Origin of the sequence: Haliscomenobacter sp. (assembly GCF_041740695.1) — a bacterium.
In the GTDB taxonomy this organism is placed as follows: Bacteria; Bacteroidota; Bacteroidia; order Chitinophagales; family Saprospiraceae; genus Haliscomenobacter.
This window is the reverse complement of the sequence record NZ_JBGSLK010000044.1, coordinates 85,359-99,846: the sequence shown is the minus strand read 5'-3', so window position 1 is coordinate 99,846 and position 14,488 is coordinate 85,359. Positions and strand designations below refer to the sequence as shown.

The 14,488-nt window shown below is 49.6% G+C and carries 14 protein-coding genes; 1 reads left to right on the top strand and 13 read right to left on the bottom strand.

Annotated features, from left to right (window positions below):
- Window positions 1-55: 55 nt before the first annotated feature.
- From ACEW9O_RS09890 to ACEW9O_RS09880, 3 genes are all read right to left on the bottom strand, one after another.
- The gene (locus ACEW9O_RS09890; protein WP_373549995.1) at window positions 56-685 is read right to left on the bottom strand and encodes an NADPH-dependent F420 reductase; all 630 of its coding nucleotides are present in this window, start codon (window positions 683-685) and stop codon (window positions 56-58) included.
- Window positions 686-937: 252 nt separating this feature from the next.
- Window positions 938-1,597 (bottom strand): hypothetical protein, encoded by a 660-nt coding sequence (locus ACEW9O_RS09885; RefSeq protein ID WP_373549994.1) that lies wholly within the window; start codon window positions 1,595-1,597, stop codon window positions 938-940.
- 1 nt (window position 1,598) lies between these two features.
- Entirely contained in the window at window positions 1,599-3,110 is a 1,512-nt protein-coding gene (locus ACEW9O_RS09880; RefSeq protein ID WP_373549993.1) for an alpha/beta fold hydrolase, read from the bottom strand.
- A gap of 153 nt (window positions 3,111-3,263) precedes the next feature.
- Between ACEW9O_RS09880 and ACEW9O_RS09875 the strand changes: the two genes are divergently transcribed.
- The gene (locus ACEW9O_RS09875; protein ID WP_373549992.1) at window positions 3,264-3,602 is read left to right on the top strand and encodes a winged helix-turn-helix transcriptional regulator; all 339 of its coding nucleotides are present in this window, start codon (window positions 3,264-3,266) and stop codon (window positions 3,600-3,602) included.
- Here the strand turns inward: ACEW9O_RS09875 and ACEW9O_RS09870 are convergent, their stop codons facing one another.
- The 10 genes from ACEW9O_RS09870 to murD form a co-directional block, all read right to left on the bottom strand.
- Complete coding sequence (locus ACEW9O_RS09870) at window positions 3,603-4,178, bottom strand: hypothetical protein (protein ID WP_373549991.1); 576 nt, start codon at window positions 4,176-4,178, stop codon at window positions 3,603-3,605. It abuts the gene before it with no gap.
- A 54-nt stretch (window positions 4,179-4,232) separates the two neighbouring features.
- Window positions 4,233-4,814, bottom strand: coding sequence for a hypothetical protein (locus tag ACEW9O_RS09865; protein WP_373549990.1), 582 nt, complete (start codon window positions 4,812-4,814; stop codon window positions 4,233-4,235).
- Window positions 4,811-5,353: a hypothetical protein gene (locus ACEW9O_RS09860; protein ID WP_373549989.1), complete on the bottom strand. Its 543-nt coding sequence runs from the start codon at window positions 5,351-5,353 to the stop codon at window positions 4,811-4,813. Before ACEW9O_RS09860 ends, ACEW9O_RS09865 begins: the two co-directional genes overlap by 4 nt.
- 203 nt (window positions 5,354-5,556) lie before the next feature.
- A complete protein-coding gene (gene ftsZ, locus ACEW9O_RS09855) occupies window positions 5,557-7,017 on the bottom strand; it encodes a cell division protein FtsZ (RefSeq protein WP_373549988.1) in 1,461 nt (486 codons plus the stop codon).
- A 19-nt stretch (window positions 7,018-7,036) separates the two neighbouring features.
- Window positions 7,037-8,401: a cell division protein FtsA gene (ftsA, locus tag ACEW9O_RS09850; protein ID WP_373549987.1), complete on the bottom strand. Its 1,365-nt coding sequence runs from the start codon at window positions 8,399-8,401 to the stop codon at window positions 7,037-7,039.
- Between the two features lie 145 nt (window positions 8,402-8,546).
- The gene (locus tag ACEW9O_RS09845) at window positions 8,547-9,335 is read right to left on the bottom strand and encodes a cell division protein FtsQ/DivIB (RefSeq protein ID WP_373549986.1); all 789 of its coding nucleotides are present in this window, start codon (window positions 9,333-9,335) and stop codon (window positions 8,547-8,549) included.
- A gap of 13 nt (window positions 9,336-9,348) precedes the next feature.
- A complete protein-coding gene (gene murC / locus ACEW9O_RS09840; RefSeq protein ID WP_373549985.1) occupies window positions 9,349-10,725 on the bottom strand; it encodes a UDP-N-acetylmuramate--L-alanine ligase in 1,377 nt (458 codons plus the stop codon).
- A gap of 106 nt (window positions 10,726-10,831) precedes the next feature.
- Window positions 10,832-11,944: an undecaprenyldiphospho-muramoylpentapeptide beta-N-acetylglucosaminyltransferase gene (murG, locus tag ACEW9O_RS09835; RefSeq protein ID WP_373549984.1), complete on the bottom strand. Its 1,113-nt coding sequence runs from the start codon at window positions 11,942-11,944 to the stop codon at window positions 10,832-10,834.
- The gene (locus ACEW9O_RS09830; RefSeq protein ID WP_373549983.1) at window positions 11,945-13,084 is read right to left on the bottom strand and encodes an FtsW/RodA/SpoVE family cell cycle protein; all 1,140 of its coding nucleotides are present in this window, start codon (window positions 13,082-13,084) and stop codon (window positions 11,945-11,947) included. It abuts the gene before it with no gap.
- 72 nt (window positions 13,085-13,156) lie between these two features.
- Entirely contained in the window at window positions 13,157-14,485 is a 1,329-nt protein-coding gene (gene murD, locus ACEW9O_RS09825; protein WP_373549982.1) for a UDP-N-acetylmuramoyl-L-alanine--D-glutamate ligase, read from the bottom strand.
- Window positions 14,486-14,488 lie beyond the last annotated feature (3 nt).

Here is a 14,488-nt window from a genome sequence, read left to right as displayed (position 1 = left end):
CCAAACGGTGAAAACCAAGCGGTGTACCTGCTTTTCACTCTTCACTCTTCACTCTTCACTCCCTCAGAACGCCCCACACCATCCTCGGCGAACTCCCGCCCATCCTTACCATTTTTACCCACAACAGGGTCATGTGCTCCAGGTGCAGAGCTTGACTTAGTGCGCCTGTATCGAGGGTTTCAAAACCCAAGTCGGTATTGAGCTGCGTAACCTGGGCTTTCGCCTTGGCGTCATTTCCACAAATAAACATGGCGGGTTTTACATTGTATTGGGGAAAGCTATTGTCTTCCAGGTTTTCGTAGCCGTAGATCGTGTAGGCTTTGACGACGTGGGCGTCGGGTGCCAATTCTTGCACAACCTCTGCACCTGAGCGTTCACTTTTGAGTCCGTGTGAAACACCGGGGCCAACGGGGTTCGTACAATCGACCAGGGTTTTTCCCTTGAACTGCAATCCGCTCAATAGTTCCGAGACAACTTTGAAGGGTGTAGCCAAAAACACCACATCGGCTGCGTCAATGGCCATTTGTAAGGGCTGAACCGGCCAATGAGGGTTTTGCCCAAGCGCTTCGCGAACACTATCCGAGTTGCCATCCTGATGGGCGATGATGATTTGGTGGCCGAGGTGTTGTAGTCGGTTGGCGAGGGCAAAACCTACATTGCCGATGCCGATGAATGCCAGTGTCATATGTTAAGTCTTTTAAACAGAATGATCAGATCACATTACGCGGATAGAAAGCAGCTTCGCTGCTTTTTTTATTAACACGACGACACAACGAAACGACGACACGACGATCTTCGCGCTTCGCGCTCAGTGTACACGACGCTTTGCGTCGTATTGAGGCGGTAGCCATTCCGTCGTGTCGTCGTTCCGTCGCGTCGTCGTGTTAAAAGATTTGGCGAAGCCGAATCCATTCCATATGAGTTATCAGTTAGTCCATTAAAACTCATGACGCAAAAAGATGCCAAGGTTGTCCGTATTGGTCCAGGTATTCCGACCGCTTTGGCTGAAGTCAGCCCCCAGGCCATACTGCCAATCCCTTGCTTTTAGCCCTAGTCTAAACCTTTGAATCAGGCTAAATGTTTTGCTTTCGGTAGTAGGAAAAGCATTGACCAATTCCAGCTGAGTATACAAATGTAAGCGTTCCGAAAGTGGCGGCGTATACCGAGTCAACACAAAAAAGTCAACATTCGGCTCTTCCTGTAACTCGGCAACGACCCAGCTGAAAAAGGTAAAATCTTTGGCCAGCCTAGCGTATTGAAGCCCCGCTTTGGCATAAATCCCTCGATTGAGTAGTTGAGCCACAACTACCGGAGCAAAACCTTTCCAGGCCGGATGATTGTAAGAAAGCGCTTCGGTGAATCCGAATTGAGGCAGATACGCGCTGGAAGTTTGGCGGTAATCGATGCTGGCGCGGTTGCGGTTGAAAAACAAAATGCGGGAGTTGTTGCCGTCGTGCTTCTTGAGGTATTTAAAAAACATCAAGTCGAAGCTGGTCTTTTCGTGCCCGAGTAAAATCTCCACTGGGATTTGGGCATTGGCATTGCCCCCAATCAGGAGCAATGCCAGGGCCAAACTTAAGGATTTCAGGTACTTCATCTTAATTGATACTCGTGAGGAGGCCCAAAAATTCGCCCGGATTGACCACAAAAGGCAGGTGTGAAGTGGCCATTGTAAAGGTCTTTTTGATGCCACCGTTGGCCTTAACCATTTGTTGTTGGAGTTCATAACCTACGGCGGCGTCCTTGCTGGTGTGGATATAGTATTTGGGTACCGCGCCAAAGTTTTTGGCTGTCAATACTACCTTCTCACCCAGTGGTTTGGCGGGTTCCGCTTTGTGGTATTTGACCAAAGCTTCTTTCATAAAATCGGGGCAATCAGCGCATACCGCGGGCGCAATCAGGTCTTTTTTGATGGTCGCCGCTGAATAATCTGCATTGAATTCCAGGGCGCCTCCTACTTTGCTCTCCGCATCCTTTTTGGACAAAGTCAACAAATCTTCACCATTGCGGGGCAGGTAAGCGCTGACGTAGATGATTTTGTCAATTTTTGCGGGCAAATTTTCCGCCACTTGTGAGGCCACTATTCCCGCCATACTGTGGGCCACTACAATCACCTTACCCGGTTGGGCATTGATGGCATTGCTGACAGTTTTGACATAAGCGGCCAAAGAAACCTGGTTTGCAGGAGTCAGGTCAATGCCGTGTGCGGGCAAATTCAGCACCACCACGTTGGCGCGTTTGGCGAGTTCGTTGCGAACAAAACCCCAGGCACTCTCGTCAGCCCAGGCCCCGTGGATCAGGACGTAAGTGGGGTAGCGTTTTTTGTCATCCTCCAGGGCTTTGACGACCAATTTGGCGGCGGCTTCCCCACTGTTTTGTTGCTGGCCCGTGATCAGGTTGCCATCTTTAACTGCATAGGCTGAGAATGGTGCCCCACATTCGTATTTGCTGTTGGGCATTTTGCGGGCCAGGTCTTCGATGCGGAAGGGTTGGATTTGTTGGCCTACGTAGTTGTCGGCGTATTGTTCTTCGCTGGAGGCAAAGCCCGTCCAACGTTTGCCTTCCACCAAATACTTGCCATTGGGCAACTTGGCCTTGAGCAAAATACAAGTGCCGTGGCAAATGGCCGCAGTGGGTTTGCCGGTTTGGTGAAAATTGACAAAAAACTGGTGCAACTCGGTGTTTTCGTAAAAGGTATACATCGGCCCCTGCCCGCCACAAACAAAGATGGCTTTGTAATCCTGGGGATTGACCGTAGACAGTTTGAGGGTGTTTTTGGTCAAAGCCATTTTGGTGGGGTCTTTTTTAAAACCTAGTGACACGTAGTCAAAGGCCGCGTATTGGCTGGGGTCTTCGGGGTCGCTGAATCCATCAAATTTGATTTCTCCGCCTTCCGGGGAGGCAATGTCTACGCTGTATCCGGCTTCGCTAAATACCCAGTACGGGTGCGCCAACTCCGCGTACCAAACGCCGATGGGCCAGCCCGTTTGTTTGCTCACCGAGGGGTTGGAGGCAATCATCAACACTTTGCCATTGTTTCCGGCATTGTGTTGGGCAAAAGTTGGAATCAGAAAGAGTAAGGCATAAACAGTAAGGATGATCTTTTTCATTGGTTGCAAATTTATAGACTTTAAAAAGTCCCACAAAATTCGGGCTTATACCTACCTTTGTAAAGTGTTTAACCCAAAAGTGCGATACACACTTTTTGGTAAGTATGGATAAATCGAGGGCACTTATTTTGCCCCAATACCAAACCTTACAGCATGCCAGATTTTATCTACAAAGGAAAAGTTTACTACAATCCGGTACAATTGGTGATGGAGCAGCTGGGTGGCGTGTGGAAAATGCCCATCCTCTGGCGCTTGCAGTCTAACACCCTACGCTACAGTGAACTGCGCCGGGACATTCCCCATATTTCGGATAAAATGTTGACCTCACAATTGCGGGAGTTGGAGGAAAATGGCTACATCAACCGGAAGGTATACGCGGTGGTGCCACCAAAAACGGAATACAGCCTGACGGAAAAAGGCAAGGGGAGCATTGAGTTGATCACGCGGATCAGGGAATATGGCTTGGGTTTGATGAAGGAGGTAGAGGAGTGATTATTCTTCTTTAATTAGCCGAACCGAGCATTTAAGGTCACTTTCCGAATCGGTGATAAAAGGCCAAATCTGATCCTTCTTTTCCGATTTTGGCCCATAAAAATGCTTTTGAAAAATATTGACAATCCCATCTGTTCCAACCGCCTCGGTAGTTGGTTTCACCCAATATACATTTTCCTCGCCCACCAAGCTGTACTGCCCTTCTGAATACAAGCCAGGAAATGAGGTGATGTTCAAGCCCGTTTTGACTTCTTTGCCTACCGTTACCAAGGAATATTCTTCCATCAGGCCAGAACCAAAATGGCGTTCCAGCTTGCGCCAATCTTTCCAGGTCGGCAAACGCCATCCAGTAAGCTGTTCATCCAGTTGTTTGGCTTCTTTCCAGGAATAAAGCACTTGCTGGCAGGTGCTATCCAGGCATTTGCTGCCGGGGATAGGGACATGGACATCCTCGGCAGTCCAGGTAACGCCGTCGATGGTAACGGTGAGGAATTCGGGGTCGGTGGAGGAGGCTATTTTTTGTGCTGGATTGGAGAAAAAGAACAGAATGATGGAGAAAAGGATTGGGGAAATCATCTTAATAGTGTTTAATTTTAGCTATTCACTTTTCACTATTCACTTTTCACTTACTCACCCTGCCTTCTGAATCTGCTTCAACCATTTCCTGCGCCCTTCTACTCGGTAAGTCACTTTCACTTGATTGTCGATGAATTTCAACACCATATCATTGGCTTCTTGCGGCACCTGGATTTTCACCCGGCCATCCGCAGCATCCACCCCGATGCGGTGTTTGGTGGAGTCGACCATGCCCAAAATCCCTTCTACAACGCGCAATGGGCCTTTTTCAACTTTAGCAGTTCCATTGACTTTGCGGTGCTTTTTGTTGATTTCTTTGAACAAGGTGCGCAATTCTGCGGCAATTTCATCAGATGGGTTCCCACTGAGGGCATGGCTCAACCACTTTTCGGCTTCGCGCAGCAAGCCACACTCTTTGGCCAAAACGGCGGCACTTTTGAGGATGATGGAGCGAGTTGGCTCAGCGTCCAACAATTCCAGGTATCCTTGGGCCACTTCTTTTTCCAGCAGGTAAGCTTTTTGGTACAAATCCAAAGAACGATCAAACTGTCCTTTCTCCTTGGCCATCCAAGCTTCCTGGGCCAGGAGGTTGGCCTGACGGTGGGTACTGCGCAATTGACGTGCTGTTTGTGTCATTTTTTTACGTAGGAAGCTTTTGGTGTTCCAAACTCGGTTACACAAATATACGCAGGCAAACCGGAATTATCCGATCGCCGCGTCTGTTGTTTTTTGACAGCCACTCTTTTTTCTACGGTATTGGTTTTGCTCTCTTTGCGAATACCCGACACTTCCAATCGCGCCAGGTAAAAATTGTATTCGTCCTCTTCATCACAGAGGTAGAAGTCAAAACCATTGTTGCCCATGGTTGGTTCCACCGCACTGCATTTTTTTACCAAAATGGTGCTGAGCAACACCGCAATGCACATCGCGCCATAGTCAGTGGTGCGGCTGGGCTCTTGGTAGGACTTGTGGATGTTTTCCGATATTGCTAACGCCCAGTTCGCCTGGATGTTGTTTTTATCACCACGGTCGTTGATGTTGACGGGGAGGCTTACGCCGGATTGGTGGTTTTGATCGGCCATACAGACCACGGCGGCTTCGAGCATGGCGGTAGCGTAGCCGGGGGCCAGGGCGTTGAGGGTGGTGATTTGGTCGAGGTGGAGTGGGTGATTCACGGGATTTAAATTGTGGTCAAAAATAGTTACAAAATGCCATAATCCGAATAAATGCTGTAAAGCTTTGGCAACTGTAAATGGTGTAAGCCGCCCTCCCCAAAAAACAAAATGCCCAGCAAGGTTCCCCTTGCCAGGCATTTTAAAAGTGTCGCTTACATGATGGAAAACAAAAAAATAAAAAAGACTAAAACGTCTCAATAACGCTAGTCAACATTATCGTCTAAAAAAGCATTGCGTTCGGAAATGTCGAGTTCTTCATCGTCGCTGATGGTCCAGCGGGAGAAAGCTTGTTCGTTGGCAGCGGGTACGTCGTCCAGGTGGATGCCACGGCGCATGTAGGCAGGTTCACCCTCCATGTTGTTGACCATCTGTGGATTGTTCAACTTCTGTGGATTGGTTTCGCTGCGCAAACGCTCTTTGCGGCGCTGTTCCATTTCCTGGCGGCGGCGGCGCTCTTCTTCCATGCGGTCATGGTCCTCTTTTACAAAAGGCTCATCGTACCCGTGCTTGTTGCTGCGCTGGTACTTCTCGATGGTGGAACGGATGTTGTCAAATTCCACGGTATTTTGCCCCTTACGGGTATCCGGCTCAGACTGGGTAATTTCTTTCAAACCAGTCCGATTGTTCCCAAGGTCTTTTTTTTGGCGCACATCGTCGTCGTCCAAAGCGACCTTGATCTTCTGGTCGCCTTTAGCTGGTATAACCTCGTCTACTGAAGGAGCATTAAATCCGGTAGCGATGATGGTCACGCTGAGTTTGTCGCCCAGGCGCTCATCGAAGCAGTTACCCCAGATCAAATCGGTACCATAACCCGCTTCCTCTTGTACGAACTCAGTGATCTCAAAGATTTCGTCCATGGTCACTTCCTTGCGGCCCGAGGTGATGTTCAGCAGGATGTGGCGTGCGCCCCTGATGTCGTTTTCTTCCAGCAGTGGGGAGTGCAGTGCCTCATCCACAGAGCGGCGAGCGCGGTCATCTCCTTCAGCGCTGGCAGTGCCCATGATGGCCATACCACTGTTGCACATTACGGTGCGAACGTCTTCGAAATCCACGTTGACGTAACCAGGTACCGTGATGATTTCGGCGATCCCTTTGGCAGCAGTGGTTAGGATGTTGTCCGCTTTGGCGAATGCATCTGAAACCGACAAGTTGCCGTAAATCTGCCGCAGTTTATCGTTGGAAATGATGATGATCGTATCCACGTTTTTGCGCAGCTCAGACAATCCTTCCACGCCTTGCATGACCCGACGGCGGCCTTCAAAATTGAAGGGCAAAGTGACGATACCTACCGTGAGGATACCCATTTCACGGGCCGTTTTGGCAATGATCGGCGCAGCACCAGTACCAGTACCACCACCCATACCTGCTGTAACGAACAGCATTTTGCAGCCTTCACCCAGGTATTTGCGCACCTCATCAATGGAGCTTTCACAAGCTTCTTTCCCCCGGGAAGGGTGCGAGCCTGCGCCCAAACCTTCAGTACCCAAAGGAATTTGAATCGGGACGGAACTGGCTTCCATGGCCTGTACATCGGTATTGCAGATGGCAAAATCCACACCAACAATGCCTTGTTTAAACATGTGTGTGACGGCATTGCTACCGCCTCCACCGACGCCCAACACCTTGATGATGGAGCCCTTATTTTTTGGCATATCGAAAAGCATACCTTGCATTTTTTAGGGTTTACAAATCCGCGTCCGGTTCCGCTTCGAACCATTCCTTGGTTTTTTTGAATAGGCTATCGATCCATCGTCCTCCTGGTGCTGTTCGGGCTTCTTCTTCCTCCTCCACACTGGCCACTTTGGGTGTGCTTAGGTTTTCTTTGGGTGTTTCTGCCACTACTGGAGCCTCCGTAACTGGTTCATTGAAGCGGCCTTTTTCGCGGTCTTCAATGCCCCGCATCAGCAGGCCAATCGCCGTGGCGTAAATCGGGCTGCTCAGTTGCTCGGTATAACCATGCGCCAAGGGCTCAATGGGGAGACCAATACGCGTAGGCATTCCGGTGTGGTATTCGGAGAGTTTTTCAATGTGGCTGAGTAGTGCTCCACCACCCGTGAGTACGATTCCTGCAATGAGTTTGCGCTCATAGCCGGAACGGCGGATTTCCCATACCACGTAGTCGAGGATTTCCTCCACCCGAGCCTGGATGATCCGGGCCAGGTTTTTCTCCGAAATCTCTTTATGGTCACGACCGCGCACCCCGGGAATGGTGATGATGCGGTTGTCGTATACTTCGTCGGCCAAGGCTGAACCAAATTTTACTTTCAGTTTTTCAGCCTGTTGGGGCATCACCGTACAGCCTTCTTTGATGTCTTTGGTGATCACGTTACCCCCAAATGGAATCACGGCCGTGTGGCGAATGATGCCGTCCTGGAAGATGGTGATGTCGGTGGTTCCGCCACCAATGTCCACCAGGGCTACCCCTGCTTCCCGCTCTTCTTCGTTGAGCACCGACATGGCTGAAGCAATTGGCTCCAAGGTCATGTTGGCCACCCGCAAGCCGGATTTTTCAACGCAGCGGTACAGGTTGTTGGAGGCAGCAATTTGCCCGGTGATGATGTGAAAGTTGGCTTCCAAACGAACGCCCGACATCCCGATTGGATCGAGGATGCCCTGTTCGTTGTCTACCGCGTATTCCTGTGGAATGACGTGGATGATTTTGTCCCCTGGAGGCAGAACCAGTTTGTACATGTCTCCGATCAGCCGATCGATGTCCTCCTGGCTAATCTCCACGATATTGTTGTCGCGCATGAGGATGCCCCGGTGTTGCAAGCTCTTGATGTGCTGGCCAGCAATACCTACGTGTACCCAATCGAAATTGGCGTTCACGCCTCTACGTGCGGCGATGACTGCTTCAGAAATAGCATTAACGGTTTTTTCGATGTTGGAGACCACTCCGCGCAAAACGCCTTCTGAGTTGACTTTACCAACGCCTAAAATCTCTAGTTTTCCATGCTGATTCTTACGTCCCGCGATGGCGCATACTTTGGTCGTGCCGATGTCTACGGCTACCACCACGTCTGATTTGCGAGCATTTGTTTCCATCATGAATGTTCAATTTGGCCTTTTCACCAAAATGGGAATGTAGGCGGTTAATTCGGAGCGGGTTGTGTAAGCGTTTTTTCAGTAAGTTAGCTGCAATCCTGTCTCCGTAAAATGGGATTTTAATTTGTTGCTGAGTAAAACCTTTGTTTCACTTACAAATCACCTGTCCGCGATAGCGAACATCAATACTGCGGTATTTGCGCCAGCCTTCGTAGGGCATAGCTTCACGGTAAAATATCTTCAGATTCTGAATCTTCTCCTGTGCATCTTCGTACTTTCCAAATACAATCTTTTGGTCGCCGATTAGTGGTGCCAAAATGAAGTCGCCGTTGCTGCTCACGAAGATTTGTCCGATCATGGCATTTAAAAATGCGTCCTTGCGGAGGTCACTACTGAGCAAAAACAATTGTCGCAATAAGTGTTTTTCACGCTCCAAAAAATCGGGCACATACACGGGTATACTCCCTGTAGCCACTACCACCCGAGCAGTGAAGTGTTTGGACAGGGGCATCCGAGTGCCGTTTTTATCCAGGTAGTAATTCCAACCATCTTTGTCGATGATGCGAATTACGGGTTCTCTTTGGGTCACGGTTACCCGCACATAATCGCGGGCATCCAGGTATACTTCGGCGTCTTGCACCAGGGGATCTTTTTCCAAGACTTGTTCCAGGCGTTCAATTTCCACGGTGCGTACCGAACGAGACTGAAACTCATAACCAAAGGCTTTGTGGATCAATTCGGTAACGTCCACGGGTTGCATCAGCAAATCGCCATTCGGCAAGGGTTTGATGTCGACTTCTACTCCTTTTACCGCTGCACTTTTGCGGTGGTTTACGGCCGACAGCACGATCATCGCCCCCATCAGCAGAGTGCCCATCCAGGCCAATGCTTTGAGCTGTTGTCGCGTGATCTTGTTTTTATTTGTCGATTCGGCCATGCTATGGTTTATTTTATTTCGGGTTGTTTTGTCTTTTTGTATTGTTCAACCAATTCCCGATTGGTTCTACCAGGGTATCGATGTCTCCGGCACCCAGGGTCAGCAATACTTCCGGTTTGTTGTTTTGCAGGGCTGGCAACAAGTCCGCCTTGCTGATCAGGTGCACGTTGGGGTTTTTCATCAATTTTACCAACAGTTCAGAACTCACTCCGGGGATTGGTAGTTCCCGTGCCGGGTAAATATCCAACAAGTATATTTCGTCCAATTGGTCCAGGGCATCCGCAAAACCGTCTGCAAAGTCACGGGTACGGCTGAACAAATGGGGTTGAAACACACCCGTAATTTTGGCTTCTGGAAACAATTCCTTTGCTGCTCCAATGGCTGCATTCAACTCGGTGGGGTGGTGCGCATAGTCGTCAAAAAATGCCGTTTCTTCATCGCGGTAGATGATTTCAAATCGACGTTTCACCCCCCGAAAAGCGGCTAAACCACTGCGAATATCGGCTTCTTTGGCACCCAATTGCAGCGCAATAGACAAGGCTACGGTGGCATTCTCCACGTTGTGCCGTCCAGGTAAAGGCATCTGTAAACCTTCAATCGTCCCTTGTGGGCTGGTATAATCAAAAACGAAGTAGCCTTTTTCTACCCGGATGTTGTGGGCCTGATAATCCCCACCTTCGACGCCAAAACTCCGGTAGGCCGTGCTGTCCTCAAAGTGGTGCTGCAAGTTGTGTTGCAACCACAAGGTGCCACCCGGTTTAAGCTGTTTGGCAAAGGCTTTAAAGCCCGTATTTAGCAGGGTTTCTTCGTCCCCATAAATGTCCAAATGGTCGGCATCCATCGACATGATGGACGCAATATCGGGATAAAGGTGCAAAAAGGAACGGTCGAACTCGTCGGCTTCCACCACTACCCAATCGCTGCTACCCAGCACGTAGTTTGATTCAAAATTGCGAGCAATACCCCCCAAAAAGGCGGTACAATCCACTCCGGTGCTGCGCAACAAGTGGGCAGTAAGCGAGGATGTCGTCGTTTTGCCATGCGTTCCCGCGATAGCCACGGTTTTCATGCCCCGGCTGATGATGCCCAGTACTTCGGCCCGTTTTTTAATGGGGGTACCCTTTTGTAAAAAATGCTGGTACTCCGCATGGCTCGTTGGAACTGCGGGGGTATACACCACCAAATCAACGCCCGTTGGGACTTTACTCAAATCTTCCTCGTAATGTACATGCATGCCTTCAGCTTCCAACGCGCGGGTCAGTTCAGTGGAAGTGCGGTCGTAACCGTGTACTTCTACCCCACGTTGCAGGAAATAGCGGGCGATGGCACTCATGCCGATACCGCCAATTCCAATGAAATAAAGCTTTTTAATGTCTTGAAGGTCAAGCATAACATTGTATTTTGGTTGAGAAAGTTTAGGAAGGTTTAGTGAGGTTTAGGCTGCCGCAGCGACATAGTCAAAATCGCTGCGGCAGCCTAAACCTTCCTAAACCTCCTCAACCTCCCTCAACTAACTTCAGTACTTGCTCCGCAATCTCCTCAGCAGCATTTGGCTTCGCCAGCGCCAGGATATTTTGAGCAAGAGTGTTGCGTTTGGTTTCGTTTTGCAATAGTTCCAGGGCTGCCGGTAAAAGTGCGCTGACCGTATCCGCATTGCGGACCATGATCGCGGCATTTTTATCCACCAACGCCTGGGCATTTTTCGTTTGATGGTCTTCTGCTACAAAGGGCGAAGGCACCAAAATGGCAGGTTTCCCTACCAGGCACAGTTCCGAAATGGTCAGGGCTCCTGCCCGCGAGCAAACGACGTCTGCTGCGGCATAAGCCAGATCCATCCGATCGATGAAGGCCATTAGTTTTACATTGGACAACTGTGCCGTTGCACAGTTTTGGTATTTCTCATGGTGGCTTCCGCCAGATTGCCAAAGCACTTGTATTTCAGGGTTGTTTTGCCAAAAAGCCGTGTTTTGCGCCATCGCTTCATTGATGGACAAGGCACCCAAACTACCGCCAAATATGAGCAGTGTTGGCTTATTGGCTTCCAATCCAAAATGAGTACGCGCAGCACCAACATCGGTAGCCTGGGCTACCGCCCGGCGCACCGGATTCCCAGTGAGGACAATTTTGTCCGCTGGAAAAAAGCGCTCCATACCTTCGTAGGCCACACATACTTTTTGAACCCGTTGGCTCAACAACTTATTGGTCACCCCGGCGTAAGAGTTTTGCTCTTGGATCAGGGCGGGTACTCCTTTGCGGGTGGCAATGTCCAACAGGGGTCCACTGGCATATCCACCTACACCTACTGCTGCCTGAGGCTTAAACTTCCGCACGATGGAGCGGGCCTTGAGCAAACTGTGCAGTAATTTTACCGGAAAAAGCAAATTGCGGAGCGACAAAGAGCGTTGGAATCCACTGATCCACAAGCCCTCAATCGGATACCCGGCTTTGGGTACTTTCTCCATTTCGATTTTTCCTTGTGCACCTACAAAAAGAATCTGAGCGCCGGGCACTTTTGCCACGATCGCGTCAGCAATGGCAATCGCCGGGAACACGTGTCCCCCCGTACCGCCGCCGCTGATGATGATTCTTGGTGCACTATTCTTATTCATTTAGTCTGCTTCGTTTAGTTCTACAAATCGGCTCACACTCAGAATGATCCCAAAAGCAATACAGGTGAACAAAGTGGAAGTACCCCCTCGACTCACCATGGGCAGTGTAACCCCAGCTACTGGAATCAAATGTAGTGCTGTAGCAATATTGACAAAAGCTTGGGTAATCAATACAATCCCCAAACCCAGGGCCACCATCGCTCCAAAGGCTTTGGAACTTTTGGTCACCAAACGGGTAATGCGGAAAAAGAGGACGATGTACATCGAAATCACGATCACCCCACCGATCACGCCATATTCTTCGCAAAGGATGGCATAAATAAAATCGGAATAGGGAGAAGGCAAGTAGTTGCGTTGAATGCTATTGCCAGGCCCAACGCCAAACCACTCCCCATTCGCTATGGCAATTTTAGCTTGTTGTACTTGATATCCTCCATCTGGATTGCTTACAAAATCCCGAATCCGTGAAGACCAGGTATCTACTCGAATGAATCCCGGAAAGGCATCTGCTGAAAAAATCAGAAGCGCAAAAACCATCAAACCCAACAACAAGAGGGCGATGATAAAACGTACGTCTACCCGCCCTACGAACATCATCATCAGGCAGGTAAAAAACAGCAAAACGCCAGTAGAAAGGTCAGCTGGAGCGATCAATCCACACACGATGAGTACCGGTACGATGATGGGGATAAAGGCCGATTTCCAGTCTTTGATGTAATCCTGTTTGGCGGAAATGGAGCGGGCCACGTAGATCACCAGCGCAATTTTGGCAAAATCCGAAGTCTGAAAAGTCAATCCCGTAAAAGGTATGGCAATCCAGCGCCGGGCATCGTTGATGTTGGCTCCAAAAAACAGCGTATAAAAGAGTAGCAATAATGAAATGAAGAACAAATACGGCGCCGCCCGGTGAAAACGCATGTAATTAAAGGTGTGGCAAAAGTAGGTGATCAACAAACCACCAATGACAAACACGGTTTGCCGAACGAGGAAAGCCTCGGTATTGCCACCACCTTTGGCATAGGCAAGTGTACCTGTGGAGCTATACACCACCAGCAGCGAGAATACTGCCAAAATGGACAGCACCGCCCAAATGGAACGATCCCCCTGTAATTCTGAACTGATTCTCGCAAAAACGCTCATAGTAGTGATGAATGAATAGTGATGAGTGATGAATCTGCTCCGAGTAAGGGGCAACCCATCACTCATCACTTATCATTCATCACTCATCACTCCAAAAACTGCGGCTTTAAATTGCTCGCCACGGTCTTCGTAGTTTTTGAATAAGTCGAAACTGGCGCAAGCGGGAGAAAGCAAAACGGTATCGCCAGCACTTGCTAATTGTGCTGCTTGTTGTACCGCTTCCACCGCCGATCCGGTTTCCACAATTGTATGGATGACTCCACTGAAGCTTTGGACAATTTTGCGGTTGTCCAGCCCCATACAAACAATGGCTTTGACTTTGGCTTTGACAAAATCGAGCAGAGGCCCGTAGTCATTGCCTTTGTCCTGGCCACCCACGATCCAAACGGTAGGTTTGGTCATAGCCTGCAGGGCGTAATACACCGAATCGACGTTGGTCGCTTTGCTGTCGTTGATGTATTCTACACCATTTACAGTAGCTACTTTTTCGAGTCGGTGGGGCGCATTCACGAAGGTGTTCAAACCTTCCTGGATTACAGCGGGCGCGATGCCCAGTTGAAGCGCAGTTTGGATTGCAAACAGTGCGTTCATGTAATTGTGCTGCCCCATCAATGGAGTTGTACTCATTTCAAATGTAAGCCCGCCAACTTTAAGGCGAGTCCCCTCCGTCATGCTGGAGGAAATGGCTACCGGTTTAGCCTGGGTGGGGTACTTTTGTAGCTGCCCGCCCACATTGGGGTCGTCGGCATTGTACAAAAAAGTATCCCCGGCTTCTTGTGCTCGTACAATGTTGAATTTTGCTGCCGCGTAATTGTCCAATTGGTAGTTGTAACGATCCAAATGGTCGGGCGTAATGTTCAAAATCATCGAGATGTCCGGGCGGTATTCCTGAATGCCTTCCAATTGGAAGCTACTCAGTTCCAACACGTAGTAGGCATGATCACGTTCGGCCATAATTCGGGCGAAACTTTTGCCTACATTCCCTCCCATTGCCACATCCAGGCCCGCTTTGGCGAGCAGGTGGTGGGTCAGGTTGGTCGTGGTCGTTTTACCATTGCTTCCGGTGATGCCGATGGTAAAATGTTGGGTATACCGCGCTGCAAATTCAATTTCGGAGATGACTGGCAATCCTTTTTGGAAAATTTCCTGTAAAAGGGGGGCCTTATCCGGGATACCCGGGCTTTTGATGATCAGGTCAGCGGCCAGAATGCGGTCGTGGTCGTGATTATTTTCTTCAAAAGTGATGCCCTGCTGGTTCAACTCCGTTTTGTACTGTTCTTTGATCTGACCTTTGTCAGATACAAATACTCGATGGCCTTTTTGTAAAGCCAGTATTGCTGCTCCGACGCCGCTTTCGCCTGCGCCCAGAATGGCGATGTTCAATTTTTGATCGAGGCTCATGGT